This is a genomic window from Citrobacter sp. MGH105, from assembly GCF_001037485.2.
Taxonomy (GTDB): Bacteria; Pseudomonadota; Gammaproteobacteria; order Enterobacterales; family Enterobacteriaceae; genus Citrobacter; species Citrobacter portucalensis.
Map to the genome: position 1 here is coordinate 3,605,061 of NZ_CP073048.1, position 20,629 is coordinate 3,625,689.

A 20,629-nucleotide genomic window follows, 5' to 3' on the forward strand; every position below is an offset into this window, starting at 1 on the left:
GGCGTATAAAAAAACCGCCACATTGCTGTTGGCGGTTTTCTTGAACAATAACGACAACTTAATAGAAGTCGCAGGTGGCTTTTTCAGCCTGCTCCATCCACACCGGTTTATCACTGGTTTTGGACCAGACGCGGTGCAGATAGCTGTAAAAACGGGCGCGGTCTTTCCAGAACAACATGACCGGCAGCGCCAGCACGCCCGCCACAACGGCAAAGGTACGGCGCAAGAAAACAATGTGTGCTGGATATTCTTTATAAAAGTCCATAATCCTCTCCCATATATCTGTTCGGTGAATCGCACCGGAAAAATAAACTTGGTTAACTGATGAAAATAATACCGCCTTGTGTGTAATTTTGCTACTCATCCGACCACTTATTTTTATCTATTGATGCTCCGTTTAGCTAAAAACCGTAATTAAGTTACATAAAAGTTAAATTAATACTAATCATTAGTTAAATAATGGTCTTTGCCATTTTTATACTTTTTTTACACCCCTCCCACTGATTTTTGCGAAATCTTTGCAAGCAAAAATCTACGCTCTGGTTATCACATTTATGCCACTGGAGGTGCACCGTGAGTGCAGGCGTGATAACCGGCATTGTGCTGGTCTTTTTATTATTAGGTTATCTGGTGTATGCCCTGATTAATGCGGAGGCGTTCTGATGGCGGCCCAAGGATTTTTACTCATTGCCAGTTTCTTGCTGGTACTGTTTATCATCGCCAGACCGCTGGGTTTTGGCTTGGCTCGGCTGATCAATAATACGTCCCTGCCGGGTCTGGCTGGCGTGGAACATCTGCTCTGGCGCGGTCTGGGCATCTCGCAGCAGGAGATGAACTGGCGGCAGTATCTGTTGGCGATCCTCGTGCTCAATGTGCTGGGTTTGCTGGTCCTGTTTTCAATGCTGATGGCGCAAAACCTGCTGCCGCTAAATCCGCAACAGCTACCTGGGCTTTCGTGGGATTTAGCGCTCAACACAGCGGTGAGTTTTGTCACTAATACCAACTGGCAATCCTATGCTGGCGAAACCACCTTAAGCTACTTCAGCCAAATGGTCGGGCTGACCGTGCAGAACTTCCTGTCAGCGGCAACCGGGATTGCGGTGATTTTTGCCCTGGCCCGTGCCTTTACTCGCCAGAGCATGAACACGCTGGGCAATGCCTGGGTCGATCTGGTTCGCATTACATTGTGGATCCTGCTCCCCATTGCATTGCTCATTGCGTTGTTCTTCATTCAGCAAGGTGTGCTGCAAAACGTGTTGCCCTATCAGCCCATGACTACCCTTGAAGGGGTGAAACAGCTGCTGCCGATGGGGCCCGTCGCCTCACAGGAAGCGATTAAGATGCTTGGCACTAACGGGGGCGGTTTCTTTAACGCTAACTCATCACATCCGTTTGAAAACCCTACCGCGTTGACCAATCTGGTACAGATGCTGGCCATTTTCTTAATTCCTACCGCGCTGTGTTTTGCCTTTGGTGATGTGGTTGGCGATCGTCGCCAGGGGCGGACCCTGCTGTGGGCCATGTCGCTGATATTTGTAGTCTGCGTAGCCGTGGTGATGTGGGCCGAAGTTCAAGGCAACCCGCACCTGATGGCATTCGGTGCAGACAGTAATATCAACATGGAAGGCAAAGAAAGCCGCTTTGGCGTGCTGGCTACGAGTCTTTTTTCCGTCGTGACGACAGCGGCATCTTGCGGCGCTGTCGATGCGATGCATGACTCCTTCACCGCGCTGGGCGGGATGGTGCCGATGTGGCTAATGCAGATTGGCGAAGTGGTCTTCGGTGGTGTCGGTTCGGGCCTGTACGGCATGCTGCTGTTCGTGTTGTTGGCGGTGTTTATCGCGGGCCTGATGATTGGTCGCACGCCGGAATATCTGGGTAAGAAAATAGACGTGCGTGAAATGAAAATGACCGCGCTGGCGATTCTGGTCACCCCTGCGCTGGTCCTGCTCGGTACGGCGATAGCGATGATGAGCGATGCCGGACGCAGCGCCATGCTCAATCCTGGTCCACATGGCTTTAGTGAGGTGTTGTACGCCGTATCGTCTGCCGCGAACAACAACGGCAGCGCCTTCGCCGGATTAAGCGCCAACAGCCCGTTCTGGAACTGTCTGCTGGCCCTGTGCATGTTCTTCGGCCGTTTCGGCGTGATCATCCCCGTGATGGCAATTGCCGGATCGCTGGTCAGTAAAAAGATCCAGCCAGCAAGTCCAGGCACGCTGCCTACCCACGGTGCACTGTTTGTCGGGTTGTTAATCGGTACGGTGTTACTGGTTGGCGCCCTCACCTTTGTTCCTGCCCTGGCGCTTGGCCCGGTCGCAGAATACCTGTCATTACACTGAGTGATGCGGAGCACATGACTATGAGTCGTAAGCAACTGGCGCTGTTCGAACCCTCTCTGGTCGCACAGGCGCTGATGGACGCCGTGAAAAAATTAAGCCCACATACCCAGTGGCGCAATCCGGTGATGTTTATCGTCTGGCTGGGCAGTCTGCTGACAACCCTGTTAACGCTGGCAATGGCCACAGGCCATATGCAAGGCAATCCGTGGTTTACCGGCGCGATAAGTCTGTGGCTGTGGGTCACCGTTCTGTTCGCCAACTTTGCCGAAGCGCTGGCGGAAGGACGCAGTAAGGCTCAGGCTAACAGTCTGAAAGGAGTGAAAAAAACCGCTTTTGCTCGCAAACTCCGCGAACCGAAATACGGTGCCGCCATGGATCACGTTCCGGCGGAGGATTTACGCAAAGGAGATATCGTGTTAGTAGAAGCGGGCGATATTATCCCGTGTGACGGCGAGGTCATCGAAGGTGGCGCATCGGTAGATGAAAGCGCCATTACCGGTGAATCCGCGCCGGTCATTCGTGAATCCGGTGGTGATTTCGCCTCCGTCACCGGCGGGACCCGCATCCTCTCCGACTGGCTGGTGATCGAATGTAGCGTGAACCCTGGTGAAACGTTCCTCGACCGGATGATCGCCATGGTTGAAGGCGCGCAGCGGCGTAAAACGCCGAATGAAATCGCCCTGACGATCCTGTTGATAGCCCTGACCATCGTTTTTCTGCTGGCGACCGCTACGCTGTGGCCATTTTCCGCCTGGGGTGGTAGCGCGGTTAGCGTCACGGTACTGGTTGCCCTGCTGGTGTGTCTGATCCCCACCACCATCGGCGGGCTACTCTCCGCAATTGGCGTCGCCGGGATGAGCCGCATGCTGGGCGCGAACGTCATCGCCACCAGCGGACGTGCAGTAGAAGCTGCGGGTGACGTGGACGTACTGCTGCTGGACAAAACCGGCACCATTACGCTGGGTAACCGCCAGGCTTCAGATTTCCTGCCCGCCCAGGGCGTAGACGAAAAAACGCTGGCCGACGCCGCGCAGCTTTCATCTCTGGCCGATGAAACCCCTGAAGGCCGCAGTATCGTGATTCTGGCAAAACAGCGCTTTAATCTGCGTATTCGCGACGTGCAATCGCTGCACGCCACCTTTGTACCGTTTACCGCCCAAAGTCGGATGAGCGGGATCAACATCGACAACCGCATGATCCGCAAAGGGTCGGTCGATGCTATTCGTCGTCACGTCGAGGCCAACGGCGGCCACTTCCCTGCCGACGTGGAGCAGAAGGTCGAAAACGTCGCACGCCTAGGCGCTACACCGCTGGTGGTTGCCGAAGGCTCCCACGTACTGGGCGTGATTGCCCTGAAAGATATCGTAAAAGGCGGAATCAAAGAACGTTTTGCCCAACTGCGTAAAATGGGCATCAAAACGGTGATGATCACCGGCGATAACCGCCTGACCGCTGCCGCGATTGCGGCAGAAGCCGGGGTAGATGACTTCTTAGCTGAAGCCACGCCGGAAGCCAAACTGGCGCTGATTCGTCAGTATCAGGCGGAAGGTCGTCTGGTGGCGATGACCGGCGACGGAACCAATGACGCCCCGGCGCTGGCGCAAGCCGACGTGGCGGTCGCCATGAACTCCGGGACCCAGGCAGCGAAGGAAGCGGGCAACATGGTGGATCTCGACTCTAACCCCACCAAGCTGATTGAAGTGGTGCACATTGGTAAACAGATGCTGATGACGCGTGGTTCGCTGACCACCTTCAGTATCGCCAACGATGTGGCGAAGTATTTCGCCATTATCCCGGCCGCGTTTGCCGCCACCTACCCGCAGCTCAATGCGCTTAACGTGATGGGTCTGCATTCGCCGGACTCGGCGATCCTCAGCGCGGTTATCTTTAATGCGCTGGTTATCGTCTTTCTGATCCCGCTGGCGCTTAAAGGCGTGAGCTACAAACCGTTATCCGCATCCGCAATGCTGCGCCGTAATTTGTGGATCTATGGTCTGGGTGGTCTGGTTGTGCCGTTTATCGGTATCAAAGCAATTGATTTACTGCTGACCCTGCTGGGTCTGGTGTGAGGTTTCAGATGAGTGGATTACGTCCTGCATTATCAACATTGATTTTCCTGATGCTTATCACCGGCGGGGCTTACCCGTTGTTGACCACCGCGTTGGGGCAGTGGTGGTTTCCCCACCAGGCTAACGGCTCGCTTCTGCGTGAAGGTCAGGTCGTTCGCGGCTCTGCGCTCATTGGGCAACATTTTACCGTGGCCGGTTATTTTCAGGGACGCCCGTCTGCTACAGCAGAAATGCCCTATAATCCAATGGCTTCAGGCGGCAGCAATCTGGCAGCCAGCAACCCGGAACTGGATAAACAGCTGCAAAGCCGGATAGCCGCGCTGCGTGCCGCCAACCCGCAGGCAAATCCTGCCGTTCCGGTAGAGCTGGTAACGGCTTCTGCCAGCGGGCTGGACAACAACCTGACACCCGCCGCGGTGGCCTGGCAAATCCCCCGGGTGGCGCAGGCTCGCAACCTCAGCGTTGAAGAAGTCACGCGCCTGGTTGCACAATACACGCAAAAGCCGTTGGTCAGTTTTATCGGCCAGCCGGTGGTGAACCTGGTAGAACTTAATTTAGCGCTGGATAAGCACTGAGAAAAAGGACATGCATAACGACCCCTTACGCCCCGACCCCGATCGCCTGCTGGAGCAGACCGCTGCCCCGCACCGCGGAAAACTGAAAATTTTCTTCGGCGCGTGTGCAGGCGTCGGTAAAACCTGGGCCATGCTGGCAGAGGCCCAGCGGCTGCGGGCGCAGGGGTTAGATGTGCTGATTGGCGTGGTGGAAACCCACGGACGCAAAGAGACCGCCGCGCTGCTGGACGGTCTCAGCATCCTGCCGCTAAAGAGACAGGCGCGCCATGGTCGTCATATCAGCGAGTTCGATCTCGACGCGGCGCTGGCCCGCCGTCCGGCGCTCATTTTGATGGATGAACTGGCACACAGTAATGCGCCTGGCTCACGCCACCCTAAGCGTTGGCAAGATATTGAAGAACTGCTCGAAGCCGGTATTGACGTTTTTACTACCGTCAACGTGCAGCATCTGGAAAGCCTCAATGATGTGGTCAGCGGCGTCACAGGCATTCAGGTTCGCGAAACCGTCCCCGATCCTTTTTTCGATGCCGCCGACGATGTGGTGCTGGTCGATCTTCCCCCCGACGATTTGCGCCAACGCCTGAACGAAGGCAAGGTCTATATCGCCGGTCAGGCAGAAAGAGCCATCGAGCATTTCTTTCGCAAAGGGAACTTGATCGCGCTACGTGAGCTGGCCCTGCGCCGCACGGCCGATCGGGTTGACGATCAGATGCGTGCCTGGCGAGGGCGTCCGGGGGAAGAAAAAGTCTGGCATACCCGTGACGCCATTTTACTGTGCATTGGACACAATACCGGCAGCGAAAAGCTGGTGCGTGCTGCCGCGCGTCTGGCAGCGCGCCTCGGCAGCGTCTGGCATGCAGTGTATGTCGAAACGCCAGCGCTGCACCGACTGCCCGAAAAACAGCGCCGGGCAATCCTAAGCGCTCTGCGGTTAGCCCAGGAGCTGGGTGCAGAAACCGCCACCCTTTCCGATCCCGCTGAGGACAAGGCGGTAATCCGCTATGCCCGTGAGCATAATCTGGGAAAAATTGTCCTCGGACGTCCGACTACACGACGCTGGTGGCGCAGTGATTCCTTTGCTGACAAACTGGCCCATCGCGCACCGGATCTCGACCTGATGATTGTTGCGCTCGATGAGCCACCTTCGCGCCCTGTGCTACAAACTGCAGATAACCGCACCTTTAAGGATAAATGGCGGGTACAAATTCAGGGTTGTGTGGTTGCCGTCGCGCTGTGCGCCATCATTACGTTGATTGCCATGCAGTGGTTGATGGCCTTTGACGCTGCCAACCTGGTGATGATCTATTTATTGGGCGTGGTGGTTATCGCCCTCTTTTACGGACGCTGGCCGTCGGTGCTGGCAACTTTTATTAACGTCGCCAGCTTCGATCTCTTCTTTATTGCTCCGCGTGGCACGCTGGCCGTTTCCGACGTCCAGTACCTGCTCACCTTCGCCGTGATGCTAACGGTAGGGCTGGTAATCGGTAATCTGACAGCCGGAGTGCGTTATCAGGCGCGGGTGGCCCGTTATCGTGAACAACGTACGCGCCATTTGTATGAGATGTCGAAAGCGCTGGCCGTTGGGCGTAGTCAGCAAGATATTGCCGCCACCAGCGAACAGTTTATTGCCTCAACGTTCCAGGCCCGCAGCCAGGTTTTACTGCCCGGTGAGAACGGTAAGCTGGCCCCTCTCACCCATCAACAGGGCATGACGCCGTGGGATGATGCCATTGCCCAATGGAGCTTTGATAAAGGGCAACCGGCTGGCGCAGGTACTGACACGTTGCCAGGTGTGCCGTATCAAATTTTACCGTTAAAAAGTGCCGACAAAACGCATGGGCTGCTGGTGGTGGAACCGGGAAATTTACGCCAGCTGATGATCCCCGAACAGCAACGCCTGCTGGAAACTTTCACTTTACTGGTCGCCAGTGCGCTGGAGCGTCTGACGCTGACTGCCAGCGAAGAGCAAGCCCGGTTTGCCAGCGAGCGTGAAAGCATTCGCAACGCGCTGCTCGCCGCCCTTTCCCACGATTTACGTACGCCGCTAACGGTGCTGTTTGGTCAGGCAGAGATCTTAACGTTGGATCTGGCAAGCGAAGGATCGCCGCACGCGCGCCAGGCCAGTGAGATTCGCCAGCACGTCCTGAATACGACCCGACTGGTTAATAACCTGCTGGATATGGCGCGAATTCAGTCTGGCGGCTTTAATCTTAAGAAGGAGTGGTTAACACTGGAAGAGGTGGTCGGCAGCGCCCTGCAGATGCTGGAGCCAGGACTCTCTGCTCCTATTAATTTGTCGCTACCAGCACCGTTGACGCTGATCCACGTCGATGGCCCACTCTTTGAACGGGTGCTGATTAATCTGCTGGAAAACGCCGTTAAATACGCAGGTCCAGCGGCGCAAATCGGTATTGATGCCAGCGTCGATGGCGAGCACCTGCAACTGGACGTCTGGGATAATGGTCCCGGCATTCCATCGGGTATGGAGCAGCGAGTTTTTGACAAGTTTTCCCGGGGAAACAAAGAGTCATCGGTACCGGGCGTTGGGCTGGGGCTGGCAATTTGTCAGGCCATTGTGGACGTGCACGGCGGTACGATTTCCGTCCGCAATCGCGCACAGGGAGGAGCATGTTTCCGTGTTACACTGCCCCAGGAAATCCCCCCTGAACTTGAAGATTTTCATGAGGATATGTGACGAACGTACTGATTGTTGAAGATGAACAGGCTATCCGTCGCTTTCTGCGCACCGCGCTGGAAGCCGATGGTCTGCGTGTATATGAAGCGGAAACGCTGCAACGTGGTCTGCTGGAAGCCGCCACGCGAAAACCCGATCTCATCATTCTCGATCTCGGTCTGCCGGACGGTGACGGCATTGATTTTATTCGTGACCTGCGACAATGGAGCGCGATACCGGTAATTGTGCTCTCAGCCCGCAGCGAAGAAAGCGATAAAATCGCTGCCCTGGATGCCGGTGCCGATGACTATCTCAGTAAACCCTTTGGTATTGGCGAGCTACAGGCGCGATTACGCGTGGCATTGCGCCGCCACGCCAGCGGCGCGTCTCCCGAGCCGGTGGTGCATTTTTCCAACGTAAAAGTAGATATCGCCGCCCGGTTCGTACATCGTGGTGATGAAGAGATTCATCTGACGCCGATTGAGTTTCGCCTGTTAGCGGTACTGCTGAATAATGCCGGAAAGGTACTAACGCAACGCCAGTTGCTAAATCAGGTTTGGGGACCGAACGCCGTCGAACACAGTCACTATCTGCGAATTTACATGGGACACCTGCGCCAGAAGCTGGAACAGGACCCGGCGCGTCCGCGTCATTTTCTGACCGAAACCGGGATTGGTTATCGGTTTATGCCGTGAATCTAAGCCGAATAAAAAAAGCCGGATCAGCGCAAAGCTATCCGGCTTTTTAATTCATGCCGGATAGCGACGCTAGCGTCTTATCCGGCCTACGGTTTACGCGTTTTTCAGCACTTCGCTGACGATCTCAACCGCTTCTTTTTCGATCTGCTTGCGGTGTTCTTCACCGAGGAAGCTCTCGCAATAGATTTTATAAGCGTCTTCGGTGCCGGACGGACGAGCGGCAAACCAGCCGTTGTCAGTCATCACTTTCAGACCGCCGATAGAAGCACCGTTGCCCGGTGCCGCCGTCAGACGAGCGGTGATCGGGTCGCCCGCCAGCGTGCTGGCACTCACCATTTCCGGAGACAGCTTAGACAGCGCCGCTTTCTGTGCGGAGGTCGCACTTGCCTGCAGGCGGTTGTAGCTCGGCGCACCAAAGCGGGCAGCCAGTTCGTTGTAGTGCTCCTGCGGATTCTTACCGGTCACTGCGGTAATTTCTGCCGCCAACAGGCACATGATGATGCCGTCTTTGTCGGTCGACCACGGTGTACCGTCGAAACGCAGGAAAGATGCCCCCGCGCTCTCTTCACCACCAAAGCCAAAGCTGCCGTCGAACAGACCGTCAACAAACCATTTAAAGCCAACCGGCACTTCGACCAGTTTACGCCCTAAATCATTCACCACGCGGTCAATCATTGCCGAGGACACCAGCGTCTTACCAACGGCAACATCTTTGCCCCACTGCGGACGATGCTGGAACAGGTAGTTGATCGCCACCGCCAGATAGTGGTTCGGATTCATCAGCCCTGCCGGGGTGACGATACCGTGACGGTCGTAGTCTGGGTCGTTGGCAAAGGCCAGATCGAACTTGTCGCGCAGCGCCAGCAGGCCCGCCATCGCGCACTCGGAGGAGCAGTCCATGCGGATTGCGCCATCTTTGTCGAGATGCATGAAACGGAAAGTCTGATCAACGTGATCGTTAACGATAGTCAGGTTCAGGTTGTAGTGCTTAGCAATACGCTTCCAGTATTCGATACCGGAACCGCCCAGCGGATCGACACCCAGCGTCAGACCCGCTTTTTGGATCGCCGCCATGTCGACGATGTCAGCCAGTCCTTCAACAAACGGCTGAACCAGATCCTGCTCTGTTACATGACCAGATGCCAGCGCAGCGTCCAGCGACATGCGCTTCACGCCTTGCAGGCCGTCAGCCAGCAGCGCGTTGGCTCTGTCTTCCACCACTTTGGTGACGTTGGTATCTGCCGGACCACCGTTTGGCGGGTTATATTTAATGCCGCCATCTTCCGGCGGGTTGTGGGACGGCGTGATCACAATGCCGTCAGCCAGCGGGCCGCCTTTTTTGTTGTGGACCAGGATAGCATTCGACACAGCAGGGGTTGGCGTAAAGCCGTTATTTTCCTGCACGATGACGTCAACGCCGTTCGCCGCCAGCACTTCCAGTACAGAGATAAAAGCCGGTTCAGACAGCGCGTGGGTATCCTTGCCCACATAGCACGGGCCAGTAATCCCGTTTTTCGCACGTTCTTCAGCAATCGCCTGAGCGATAGCCAGAATATGCGGCTCGTTAAAACTATGACGACCTGCACTGCCACGATGTCCGGACGTACCGAACTTAACGGCGTGCTCAGCGTTCCCTGCTGTTGGTTTCAGTACATAGTACTGTGCCGTCAGTTGGGCGACGTTAATCAAATCACTCTGTTGCGCAGGTTGACCTGCACGGTTGTGGATTGCCATTGCCTGGTCCTTCTAATGCAAGGATTAAATTGTTCCGCAAACCTTTTCAATCAATTCCGCAGGGAATTGCATTGACTGCATGATGTGTTCAACCATGCTGCATTTACGGCCGGTATTGGTGTTGGTGATCACCCAGTACGGCGTGCCTGGCACGTGTTTCGGTTTGGTTTGATTACCATTTTTCAGCAGCGTCTGTTCATCCGCTGCAAAATAAACGCGCGTACGGCCATGCAACGATTCCGTTGCTTCGGCGAACGCGTTTTGATCCAGTGAATAGAGTGTAGACAGCACCAGCATAAAGCGATTTACTGCTTTCTTCTGTTCCGCGTATTCGTCGGACAGCAGCAGTTCACGCATCGCGCGCACTTTATCTTTTACGGGGTTAACCGGCTTAGCTTCCACGACAGGTTGCACAGCGCGGACTTCTTTGACTACCGGAGTGACAGGCTGTGATGCGGCGGAAAATTTCAACATACGCCGTAAAATGTCGGATGCGCTCTCGCCAATATGCTTGGTGTGGCTGGCAATATAGCTATAGAGTTCATCATCAACTTCAATCGTTTTCATCTTAATCCAGTGCAGTGTTTAGCTGAATACAAGTTGTCGGGGTAAACACACGTAGTGTAAAGGCAAATCCCAACAGCGGATAGCGTCAAGCCTGGTGGCCAGCAAAACTCAGAGTAACCGTAGTTGTTGCAGCCATGTGGCAGAATGGTCAACATGATACCCTAACCCGTGAGTGTGAAAAAAAGAACTTTGCCATGAAATTGAATATCCGAGCGCAATCTGCGCAAAACCTGCACAATAATTCTCCCATCGTCCTGGTTCACGGCCTGTTTGGCAGTCTTGATAACCTGGGGATCCTGGCGCGCGATCTGGTGGTCGATCACGATATCATCCAGGTTGATATGCGAAATCATGGCCTCTCCCCTCGCTCCCCTGAGATGAATTATCCGGCCATGGCGCAAGATTTGCTGGATACGCTGGACGCTCAGCAAATAGAAAAGGCGACCTTTATTGGTCACTCGATGGGGGGGAAAGCCGTCATGGCGTTAACCGCGCTGGCTCCTGATCGTATCGATCGACTGGTGGCCATTGATATTGCTCCGGTCGACTATCATGTTCGCCGTCACGATGCGATCTTTACCGCTATTAATGCCGTAACCGATGCCCAGGCCACTTCGCGTCAGCAGGCGGCCAACGTCATGCGTCAGCATCTGCATGAGGAAGGCGTAATCCAGTTTCTGCTGAAATCTTTCGTAGACGGCGAATGGCGTTTTAACGTTCCCGTGCTGTGGGATCAGTATCCTCATATCGTCGGTTGGGAAACCATTCCTGCGTGGGAGCACCCGGCGCTGTTTATCCCTGGCGGCAACTCACCGTATGTTACCGAAGCGTATCGCGAACAACTGCTGGCGCAATTCCCACAGGCTCGGGCGCATGTTATTGCTGGAGCCGGTCATTGGGTGCATGCGGAAAAACCGGAGGCAGTGCTGCGCGCCATCCGTCGTTATCTGAACGAACAGGCTAACTGATTAAAAACTCAGCGTCTGCGCGCGATTACGCGCGTGGGCGTTGGCGTGTCCCCCCTGCTGATGTATTATGGCGCGCTATCCATCCGGGCAGACGCCTGGCTGATTGTTTCCCCGAAGTCACCAAGATCATGGCCAAAGAACAAACGGACCGTACGACATTAGATCTGTTCGCGCAGGAGCGTCGCCCGGGACGACCCAAAACTAATCCGCTCTCGCGTGATGAACAGTTACGTATTAATAAACGTAATCAGCTTAAGCGTGACAAAGTTCGCGGGCTTAAGCGTGTCGAACTGAAACTGAACGCTGATGCCGTTGACGCTCTGAACGAGCTGGCTGAGGCGCGCAACATGAGTCGCAGTGAACTCATCGAAGAGATGCTGATGACCCAACTCAGCACATTGCGCGGTCAGGCATAGTCTGAATTTCTGCTCTAAATCATAAATCGTGTAGCACAGAGTGCAGTCCTGCGTGTTTGCTGTTTCCGCATGCCTGACTGTTCTGCTATGATTGCCCTTATCCGTGGGCAATGCGCCACCACCATTTCAATAAGTTTCAAGAGGTTATTTTACTCATGGCAATCACTGGCATCTTTTTCGGCAGCGACACCGGTAATACCGAAAACATCGCAAAAATGATTCAAAAACAGCTTGGTAAAGACGTTGCCGATGTTCATGACATTGCAAAAAGCAGCAAAGAAGACCTCGAAGGTTATGACATTCTGCTGCTCGGCATCCCAACCTGGTACTACGGTGAAGCTCAGTGTGACTGGGACGACTTCTTCCCTACCCTCGAAGACATTGATTTTAATGGAAAACTGGTTGCATTATTCGGCTGCGGCGACCAGGAAGATTACGCAGAATATTTCTGCGATGCGTTAGGGACCATTCGCGACATCATCGAACCGCGCGGCGCAACTATCGTTGGTCACTGGCCGACTGCGGGTTATCACTTTGAAGCGTCTAAAGGCCTGGCTGACGACGACCACTTTGTCGGTCTGGCTATCGATGAAGATCGCCAGCCAGAACTGACAGCAGAACGCGTAGAAAAATGGGTTAAGCAGATCTCTGAAGAGCTGCACCTCGACGAAATCATTAATGCCTGATTTCGTGCGGCGTAGATTTCCATCTGCGCCGCATCAATAGATAAAACCAATCAAAATAATTGCTACAAATTTGTAACTTTTTCGTCTGACCCTGTACAATGGCTGGATGCCAATCGGGTGTTGCACAGTGTGTTTGTCGGCGATACCACGTTTTGATTAACAATATATGCCAGAGACTTGCAGTTTTCATTTAGCCATGGCAGTTCTATAATGATACGCATTATCTCAAGTGCAATTTCTGTCACTTCTGTTAATGAAGTGAATCGTTTAGCTACAGGACAGATTCCGCATGACTGACAACAATACCGCATTAAAGAAGGCTGGCCTGAAAGTAACGCTTCCTCGTTTAAAAATTCTGGAAGTTCTTCAGGAACCGGATAACCATCACGTCAGTGCGGAAGATTTATACAAACGCCTGATCGATATGGGTGAAGAGATTGGTCTGGCGACCGTGTATCGTGTGCTGAACCAGTTTGATGATGCCGGTATCGTGACCCGCCATAATTTTGAAGGCGGTAAATCCGTCTTCGAACTGACTCAACAGCATCACCACGATCACCTCATTTGCCTCGACTGCGGCAAAGTGGTCGAGTTCAGCGATGATTCCATCGAAGCGCGCCAGCGTGAGATTGCGGCTAAACATGGTATTCGTTTAACCAACCATAGTCTCTATCTCTACGGCCACTGCGCTGAAGGCGATTGCCGCGAAGATGAGCATGCCCACGACGGCAAATAATGTAATGCTTTTTGAAAAGCCAACCTTCCGGTTGGCTTTTTTTATGGGCATTACCTGCCCTTTTCCCCTTCCCTCCGCTCCTGTGTTACTTTAATGTAAAAATCAATTGCCCCTTCCGGAGAGTCGAAATGGAACTTCGCCAGCTACGCTATTTTGTGCGCATTGTAGAAACCGGCAGCTTGGGTAGCGCGGCGCTCGATCTCAATATCGGGGTTTCGGCACTCAGCCAGCAAATGTCGCGTCTGGAAAACGAACTCGCTATTCGCCTGCTGCAGCGCACCTCGCGAGGCGTGACGCCCACCAGCGCCGGGCTGGCTTTTTACTCCCAGGCGCAGCTGGCGCTTCGTCACGCAGACGACGCGATCCTCGCCGCACGCGAGTCCCGGCTTTCCGGGCACGTCAGCGTCGGCATGGCTCCCAGTACCGCTTCCGTTCTCGGAATGCCGTTTATCAACGCCATGCGGGAAAGCTACAGTGATGTCCGTCTGCATGTGGTGGAAAGCCTCTCTGGCAATCTGGAGCGGATGATTAATACCCGCCAGATTGATCTGGCTGTCGTGTTTCAGAAAGAAAAGATCCTGCGCTGGAGCGCCATACCGATTCTCGAAGAGCGGCTGTTTTTGATTGGGACTCATGCCTTACTGGCTGATATTGCCGATGACAATATTGCTCCAGCCCAGCTGGCAAGTATCCCATTGATAATGCCAAGCCCGGGCCACGGTCTGCGCGGCCGGCTGGAAGCGATTTGTCAGGAACACGCGCTGAACATTGAGATCGCCACGGAAATTGATGGTCTGGCGCTACTCATGCGCGCCGTGCGCAGTGGCATTGGTGCCACTCTCCAGCCCGGCGCGGCAATTTCCCATCTAGATAAAGAGACGCTAAGAGTGATCGGCGTTCACAATCCAATACTTAGCCGCCCCAACTTTCTGGTGAGTCTCTCAGACGATGAACTCACCCCGGCAGGCCTCGCGGCCCGCGTGGTGCTGACGAAAGTGATGCATCAACTGGTGGAATCAGGAAGCTGGCCTGGCGCCATCCTTTACAATAACTAAAGTACCGTTTAGCACCACGTCATAGCGCCCGCACAAGCTGTGCGTATACATTTCAATTACAAATTTAACAAATGATTAAATGGTAATGGAGTATACGATGGTTGATGTTCTGGTGATTGGTGGTGGCAATGCCGCGTTATGCGCTGCCTTGTCCGCCCGGGAGCAAGGAGCTTCGGTACTTCTGCTCGAAGCGGCTCCCCGGGAATGGCGAGGGGGAAATTCCCAACACACGCGTAATCTGCGCTGTATGCATGATGCGCCGCAGGATGTGCTGGTGGAAAGCTATCCGGAAGAGGAGTTCTGGCAGGATCTGCGCCGCGTCACGGAAGGAAATACCAACGAAGCCCTGGCGCGTCTGGTGATCCGTACCTCTTCCCAATGCCGCGACTGGATGCGCCAGCACGGCGTTAACTTTCAGCCTCCTCTCTCTGGCGCTTTGCACGTGGCGCGTACCAACGCCTTTTTTATGGGGGGCGGAAAAGCCCTGGTGAATGCCTATTACCGCAGCGCAGAAAAGCTGGGCGTGCAAATCCGCTATGACACTCCCGTTCAGGCGCTTGAACTGCACAACGGCGAGTTCGTGGCGGCGCTGTCAGGCAACGAGCGTATCACAGCGAAATCCTGCGTGCTTGCCGCTGGCGGATTCGAATCTAACCGGGAGTGGCTGCGAGAAGCCTGGGGAGAGAACGAGCGCGGCGAGTGGCCAGCGGATAACTTCCTGATTCGCGGCACGCGTTTTAATCAGGGCGTACTGCTCAAATTTATGATGGATGCTGGCGCAGACATTATCGGCGCTCCCTCCCAGTCACACTGTGTGGCAATTGATGCCAGAGCGCCATTATATGACGGCGGGATTTGCACCCGCGTGGACTGCGTTTCGCTCGGTATTGTGGTGAACCGGGACGCTGAGCGTTTTTATGATGAAGGTGAAGATTTCTGGCCCAAACGCTACGCCATCTGGGGACGTCTGGTCGCTCAACAGCCAGGACAGATTGGCTACTCCATCATCGACAGTAAAGCTATCGGACACTTCATGCCTCCGGTCTTTCCTGGCACGCAGGCCAATACGCTGGCTGAACTGGCCTTTCAGTTAGGACTGGATGCCGAACGCTTTACCCACACCGTGACAGAGTACAACAACGCCTGCCAGCCAGGTCAGTTCGACCATACCGTTCTGGATAACTGCGCCACTAAAGATTTGCTACCCGCGAAAACGCATTGGGCGCGACCGCTGGATCAACCTCCTTACTACGGCTACGCCCTTCGGCCAGGAATCACCTTCACTTATCTTGGGTTAAAAGTGAACGAACGCGCCGCTGTGCATTTTGCAGGGCTTCCAAGCCGTAACCTGTTCGTCGCCGGAGAGATGATGGCGGGCAACGTGCTGGGCAAGGGATACACCGCAGGTGTGGGCATGTCGATCGGCACGACCTTTGGCCGCATTGCCGGAAAAGAAGCTGCGCTGGCCGCACGTAAGGAGACACGTCATGAAGCAGCTTGAGAAACTGATCATCGAAGCGCAAATTATCACCGAACCGGAAGCGGAAGTTGAACGCGTGATGCAGGTGTGTAACGCCTGCCGCTATTGCGAAGGCTTTTGCGCCGTGTTCCCGGCCATGACTCAGCGTCTGGAATTCGGTAAAGCGGATATCAATTATCTGGCAAACTTGTGCCATAACTGCGGCGCTTGCCTGCACGCGTGTCAGTATGCCCCGCCTCATGAATTTGCCATCAACGTACCGAAAGCGATGGCGGAAGTCCGGCTCGAAACCTATCAGCACTACGCGCAACCCGCCGCCTTTGGCGCGCTTTATCGTCGCGCAGGCGTCACCGTGACGCTGGCGCTGGTTTTCGGTCTGATCCTGTTTTTACTCCTCGCTATAGGTTTGAAAGGTTCACTATTCCATCCTCCGCTGGCCTGGGATTTCTATCAAATTTTCCCGCATAACCTGCTGGCCTGGATGTTTGGTTCGGTCTTTTTTCTGGCGATCGGTTTGCTGATGGCAGGAGTGATCCGCTTCTGGCGCGAGATTTCTCCGGGCATGCCGCGTTCCGCCGAGATTGCTGAAGCCTCGCACAATGCGCTGACGCTGAAGTATCTCGATGGAGGCCATGGCAAAGGTTGTAACGAAGCGGATGATGCTTTCACCCTGATGCGTCGCCGTTTCCACCACTTTACCTTCTACGGTTTTATGCTCTGCTTTGCCGCCACCGTGGTCGCAACGGGCTATCACTACTTTGCAGGCATAGAAGCTCCCTATCCGTTCTTCAGCGTTCCGGTGATGCTGGGCACGTTGGGTGGCATTGGCCTGGTTGTCGGCCCGGCTGGCTTGCTATGGCTTAATCTTAAGCGCTCACCGCTACATGGCGACGCACGGCAAAAACCGATGGATCGCGGTTTTATTTTGCTGCTGCTGCTGACCAGTCTGACCGGTCTGGCGCTGCTGGCGGGAAGGGACACTTCATGGATGGCTATTTTACTGGCCATTCATCTCGGTGTGGTCATGGCGCTTTTTCTGACCATTCCTTACGGAAAATTTGCCCACGGATTTTACCGCTGCGCAGCCTTACTCAAGTGGGCGATTGAGAAACGGCGCGGCAAACAGGCGGGGGTCACAGGCGACTAACCCGCAAACTCTTACCTCTATAAATATTATGATAAGACAGTGGAGCAAACCCAATGACACAACAACCATCGCGCGCCGGAACTTTCGGCGCAATACTGCGGGTAACCAGCGGTAATTTTCTCGAACAGTTCGACTTTTTTCTGTTCGGGTTTTACGCCACCTATATTGCAAAGACGTTCTTCCCCGCTGAGAGTGAGTTTGCCGGGCTCATGTTGACCTTTGCGGTTTTCGGTTCAGGTTTTTTAATGCGGCCCGTTGGCGCAATCGTGCTGGGTGCTTATATCGACAGAATTGGTCGCCGCAAAGGACTGATGGTGACGCTGGCGATCATGGGCTGCGGGACCCTGTTGATTGCTCTGGTTCCCGGTTATCAAAGTATTGGCCTGCTGGCTCCTGTGCTGGTATTAGTCGGTCGATTATTGCAGGGCTTCTCTGCGGGCGTAGAGTTGGGCGGCGTTTCGGTTTATCTTTCTGAAATCGCCACGCCTGGCAATAAAGGTTTCTACACCAGCTGGCAGTCTGCCAGCCAACAGGTTGCCATTGTGGTGGCAGCGCTGATTGGCTACGGCCTGAATGCCACGCTGGGGCACGATGAAATCTCTGAATGGGGCTGGCGCATTCCGTTCTTTATTGGTTGTATGATTATTCCGTTGATCTTCGTCCTGCGCCGCTCGCTTCAGGAAACGGACGCATTTTTACAACGTACACACCGTCCCGACACCAGGGAAATTTTCACCACTATCATCAAAAACTGGCGTCTGATCTCAGCGGGTACACTGCTGGTGGCGATGACCACAACGACGTTTTACTTTATTACCGTCTATACCCCGACCTATGGCAGGGCTGTACTCCACCTGAGCGCGCGCGATAGCCTGGTCGTCACCATGCTGGTCGGTATTTCTAACTTTATCTGGCTGCCGATTGGCGGAGCGATTTCTGACCGAATTGGTCGCCGCCCGGTGTTGATGGGGATTACCGTACTCGCACTGCTCACCACCTGGCCGGTCATGCACTGGCTCACCGCCGCGCCAGATTTTATGCGCATGACGTTGGTTCTGCTTTGGTTCTCGTTCTTTTTTGGCATGTACAATGGGGCAATGGTCGCGGCACTCACCGAGGTGATGCCTGTCTATGTCCGTACGGTGGGTTTTTCACTGGCCTTCAGTCTGGCTACGGCGATTTTTGGCGGTCTGACACCCGTCATATCCACGGCGCTGGTCCAGCTAACCGGAGATAAAAGCTCGCCGGGATGGTGGCTGATGTGCGCGGCACTTTGCGGACTCGCCGCCACGGCAATGTTGTTTGTCCGCCTGAGTCGTCATTATCAACCGGCCGAACAGAAACTCTGACATGCAAACGGGCGGAGAATTCTCCGCCCGTTGTATTTTCATTTTTCGATTTACTGCGCAGTATTCTTACTGCGTATTTCCTGCCAGACCTTGTCACAATCAGCATTGACGGACTGACCGTTACCCGTGCGCGTGGCCTGGATACACTGCTGATAATCCAGCACGCGTACGCTTTCTTCATTGGCAAACTGTTGGTGCTGTTTTTCTTTCTTCAGCACATTCAACACGCTTTGGCAGGCTTCAATTTTCTCCGGCGATCCCTGCGCGGTATTAATACACGCGCTGTAGGCTTCTTTCAGACGGCTGTCCTCTTTCGGCGCAGGAGATTGCGCACATGCCACCAGCCCTGATGCCATAACGGCGATGAGTATCAGTTTTTTCATAGCACTTTCCTCAACGAGGCGGCAGGCACCCGGCCTGCCGCTGTTGGCATTAGAAGATGGTGAACGGAGCAATAACGATGAACTTCACGTCGCGCTCATCCTGGAACATGTTGCCGTAGCCACCGCCCCAGCTCGGAATGTCTGAATGGTTGTCGTACTGAGTGAAGTGCAGCTTAAACATGGTGCCCTTCGCACGACCTTCCTGCAGGGTGTAGACCGCATCCAGGCTGTAAGAAGATTCTTCGATAGTCCGGTTTTTGTCGTAGTACGCATCCGGGTTGAGCTGCCAGGTTGATGGCTTAGCATCCCATGCGTAAACGTAGGATGCACCTACCGCCCAGCCCGGCAGATTCCAGTTCTTCAGGTCATACATTGCGCCGAAGAAGACTGCCTTTTCACCGTTGGCGTTGAAGTCAGAACGGTTATCCCACCAGACATCCAGACGACCGTTTGAAGAGGCGTAGGTTGGGGTCATACGCTGCAGGAAGTAACCCTGCTGGCCGTCCGCTTTAACCCAGGTCCCTTCCAGACGAAGGTCAACGACTTCTGCCACTTTGTAGCCAAAGGTCAACGCCTGCAACCAGGCAGTGCCATCATAAATATCGTTCACGGTACGATCATCAACCTTGTCGCGTGCACCGTAGAACTGGTAGCTGGTGGTAAATGGGTTACCGCCTAAATCGAATTTGTAGCTGGCTTTTGCGAAGTACTGATCGACGTAACCTTCAGACTGACCAAATGCCGCTTCCAGCAACAGGTTATTCTTGAAGTCATATTTCGCGCCAATTGAGTGCAGGTAATCAACGCTGGTCTTTTTATCAGCCTGATAGAATTTATCGACTTCGGTGTGCCACGGTGCTTTATATTCGTTAGCCCACATATAGGAGAAGCTCAGTGCGCCAGCATCACCGTAATCGAAGTTGGCACCGGCTTCAGCTCCCTGATAGGTACCTGGCATAAAGCTCCAATGCGGTGCCAGCAGAGTCTGCCCGGTTGGTTGAATGTAACCGGCGCGCGCCCAGGTTGGGCCGTATTTAAATTTAGCTGCTGCTTTATAAAGGCTAATCCCGCTCTTATCGCCGGAGTAATCCTCGTCATAGCCTTTATTTTTGGAAGAGAATGCGATTTCGTTTGGATGGCCGCTTTCGCTACTTTCGTTCATTTCAATAGCGGTAAATGCTGCGATATCAATACCAAACATATCGGCCGCATAACCGGACTGGAAGTCGAGGTTAGCGTTCCAGGTGGAGTGAGAAAGGTTGGTTTTGTATTTGTCATGATCGGTCACATCTTTACGGTCACGCTCACGCTGCCAGTAATAGATGCCACCGGTTAAGGTTGAGTCATCAATAAATCCTTCGGCGTGTACCTGCGGAGCGACAACAAAACCCGACATTGCTGTGATACCGGCGATAGCCAGCGCCAGCGTACTACGTTTGCCACTAAACGTACGCATATGTTAATCCTCTTTGACGTATAAAATGCTGCCGACAAAAGCGGACAGCGAAAAAACAAAAAATAAAAAAGTAGCGCTAAGAAAACCTCAGTGACTACAATGAATAGACTATTTTTCGCGACGCGAATTATCAATCTCTTTCTGTAACGAGTATGTAATAGTATGAGCAACCGCACATATTTGATTGCTTTCTGTTACATTTTTTATGGGAAGATAAAAAAGCGTTGAAAAAATGAAAAAATCGCTTGTTTTCCATGGAGATGAAATCGGTTTCAGCCCATTTCATATTGAGGT

At 54.0% G+C, this 20,629-nt stretch carries 20 protein-coding genes; 15 read left to right on the plus strand and 5 right to left on the minus strand.

The genetic code is table 11. From position 1 onward, the window contains the following. Positions 1-58 precede the first annotated feature (58 nt). The gene (locus SK35_RS17505) at positions 59-265 is read right to left on the minus strand and encodes a YbfA family protein (RefSeq protein WP_003022870.1); all 207 of its coding nucleotides are present in this window, start codon (positions 263-265) and stop codon (positions 59-61) included. A gap of 308 nt (positions 266-573) precedes the next feature. Between SK35_RS17505 and kdpF the strand changes: the two genes are divergently transcribed. Genes kdpF through kdpE form a run of 6 tightly spaced genes read left to right on the plus strand, consistent with a single transcriptional unit; the run spans position 574 to position 8,355 of the window. Then, a complete protein-coding gene (gene kdpF, locus SK35_RS17510; RefSeq protein WP_001670793.1) occupies positions 574-663 on the plus strand; it encodes a K(+)-transporting ATPase subunit F in 90 nt (29 codons plus the stop codon). Next, entirely contained in the window at positions 663-2,342 is a 1,680-nt protein-coding gene (gene kdpA / locus SK35_RS17515; RefSeq protein ID WP_048214674.1) for a potassium-transporting ATPase subunit KdpA, read from the plus strand. Before kdpF ends, kdpA begins: the two co-directional genes overlap by 1 nt. Before the next feature lie 20 nt (positions 2,343-2,362). Beyond that, complete coding sequence (gene kdpB / locus SK35_RS17520) at positions 2,363-4,411, plus strand: potassium-transporting ATPase subunit KdpB (RefSeq protein ID WP_048214675.1); 2,049 nt, start codon at positions 2,363-2,365, stop codon at positions 4,409-4,411. Positions 4,412-4,419: 8 nt separating this feature from the next. Next, positions 4,420-4,986, plus strand: coding sequence for a potassium-transporting ATPase subunit KdpC (kdpC, locus tag SK35_RS17525; protein WP_048214676.1), 567 nt, complete (start codon positions 4,420-4,422; stop codon positions 4,984-4,986). 10 nt (positions 4,987-4,996) lie between these two features. Continuing rightward, on the plus strand, positions 4,997-7,681 hold the full coding sequence (kdpD, locus tag SK35_RS17530) for a two-component system sensor histidine kinase KdpD (protein WP_048214677.1): 2,685 nt from the start codon (positions 4,997-4,999) through the stop codon (positions 7,679-7,681). Continuing rightward, the gene (kdpE, locus tag SK35_RS17535) at positions 7,678-8,355 is read left to right on the plus strand and encodes a two-component system response regulator KdpE (RefSeq protein ID WP_048214678.1); all 678 of its coding nucleotides are present in this window, start codon (positions 7,678-7,680) and stop codon (positions 8,353-8,355) included. The genes kdpD and kdpE overlap by 4 nt, the downstream gene beginning before the upstream one ends. A 96-nt stretch (positions 8,356-8,451) precedes the next feature. Here the strand turns inward: kdpE and pgm are convergent, their stop codons facing one another. Both pgm and seqA read right to left on the minus strand, forming a co-directional pair. Beyond that, on the minus strand, positions 8,452-10,092 hold the full coding sequence (gene pgm / locus SK35_RS17540; protein WP_008784117.1) for a phosphoglucomutase (alpha-D-glucose-1,6-bisphosphate-dependent): 1,641 nt from the start codon (positions 10,090-10,092) through the stop codon (positions 8,452-8,454). A gap of 24 nt (positions 10,093-10,116) precedes the next feature. After that, positions 10,117-10,659 (minus strand): replication initiation negative regulator SeqA, encoded by a 543-nt coding sequence (seqA, locus tag SK35_RS17545; RefSeq protein ID WP_048214679.1) that lies wholly within the window; start codon positions 10,657-10,659, stop codon positions 10,117-10,119. A 194-nt stretch (positions 10,660-10,853) separates the two neighbouring features. On the opposite strand from seqA, the gene ybfF reads away from it, so the two are divergent. The 9 genes from ybfF (at position 10,854) to SK35_RS17590 (ending at position 18,496) form a co-directional block, all read left to right on the plus strand. Continuing rightward, positions 10,854-11,627, plus strand: a complete 774-nt coding sequence (gene ybfF / locus SK35_RS17550) for an esterase (protein WP_048216341.1) — start codon at positions 10,854-10,856, stop codon at positions 11,625-11,627. Positions 11,628-11,755: 128 nt separating this feature from the next. Then, positions 11,756-12,043, plus strand: a complete 288-nt coding sequence (ybfE, locus tag SK35_RS17555; RefSeq protein ID WP_003831362.1) for a LexA regulated protein — start codon at positions 11,756-11,758, stop codon at positions 12,041-12,043. Between the two features lie 155 nt (positions 12,044-12,198). Continuing rightward, positions 12,199-12,729, plus strand: a complete 531-nt coding sequence (gene fldA, locus SK35_RS17560; RefSeq protein WP_003022839.1) for a flavodoxin FldA — start codon at positions 12,199-12,201, stop codon at positions 12,727-12,729. A gap of 210 nt (positions 12,730-12,939) precedes the next feature. Beyond that, the gene (locus SK35_RS17565; RefSeq protein WP_100247215.1) at positions 12,940-13,026 is read left to right on the plus strand and encodes a ryhB-regulated fur leader peptide; all 87 of its coding nucleotides are present in this window, start codon (positions 12,940-12,942) and stop codon (positions 13,024-13,026) included. After that, complete coding sequence (gene fur / locus SK35_RS17570) at positions 13,019-13,465, plus strand: ferric iron uptake transcriptional regulator (protein WP_003022836.1); 447 nt, start codon at positions 13,019-13,021, stop codon at positions 13,463-13,465. The genes SK35_RS17565 and fur overlap by 8 nt, the downstream gene beginning before the upstream one ends. Positions 13,466-13,593: 128 nt before the next feature. Then, positions 13,594-14,520 carry a tricarballylate utilization LysR family transcriptional regulator TcuR gene (tcuR, locus tag SK35_RS17575; protein WP_048214680.1) on the plus strand — a complete coding sequence of 309 codons (927 nt, stop codon included), beginning with the start codon at positions 13,594-13,596 and terminating at the stop codon, positions 14,518-14,520. Between the two features lie 97 nt (positions 14,521-14,617). Beyond that, a complete protein-coding gene (gene tcuA, locus SK35_RS17580) occupies positions 14,618-16,021 on the plus strand; it encodes an FAD-dependent tricarballylate dehydrogenase TcuA (protein ID WP_048214681.1) in 1,404 nt (467 codons plus the stop codon). Further along, positions 16,008-17,147, plus strand: a complete 1,140-nt coding sequence (gene tcuB, locus SK35_RS17585) for a tricarballylate utilization 4Fe-4S protein TcuB (RefSeq protein ID WP_048214682.1) — start codon at positions 16,008-16,010, stop codon at positions 17,145-17,147. The genes tcuA and tcuB overlap by 14 nt, the downstream gene beginning before the upstream one ends. A gap of 53 nt (positions 17,148-17,200) precedes the next feature. After that, positions 17,201-18,496 carry an MFS transporter gene (locus tag SK35_RS17590; RefSeq protein WP_048214683.1) on the plus strand — a complete coding sequence of 432 codons (1,296 nt, stop codon included), beginning with the start codon at positions 17,201-17,203 and terminating at the stop codon, positions 18,494-18,496. Between the two features lie 50 nt (positions 18,497-18,546). Here SK35_RS17590 and chiQ read toward each other — a convergent pair whose 3' ends face one another. Beyond that, complete coding sequence (chiQ, locus tag SK35_RS17595) at positions 18,547-18,879, minus strand: ChiQ/YbfN family lipoprotein (protein WP_008784106.1); 333 nt, start codon at positions 18,877-18,879, stop codon at positions 18,547-18,549. Positions 18,880-18,928: 49 nt separating this feature from the next. After that, complete coding sequence (gene chiP, locus SK35_RS17600; RefSeq protein ID WP_008784105.1) at positions 18,929-20,335, minus strand: chitoporin ChiP; 1,407 nt, start codon at positions 20,333-20,335, stop codon at positions 18,929-18,931. Positions 20,336-20,629 lie beyond the last annotated feature (294 nt).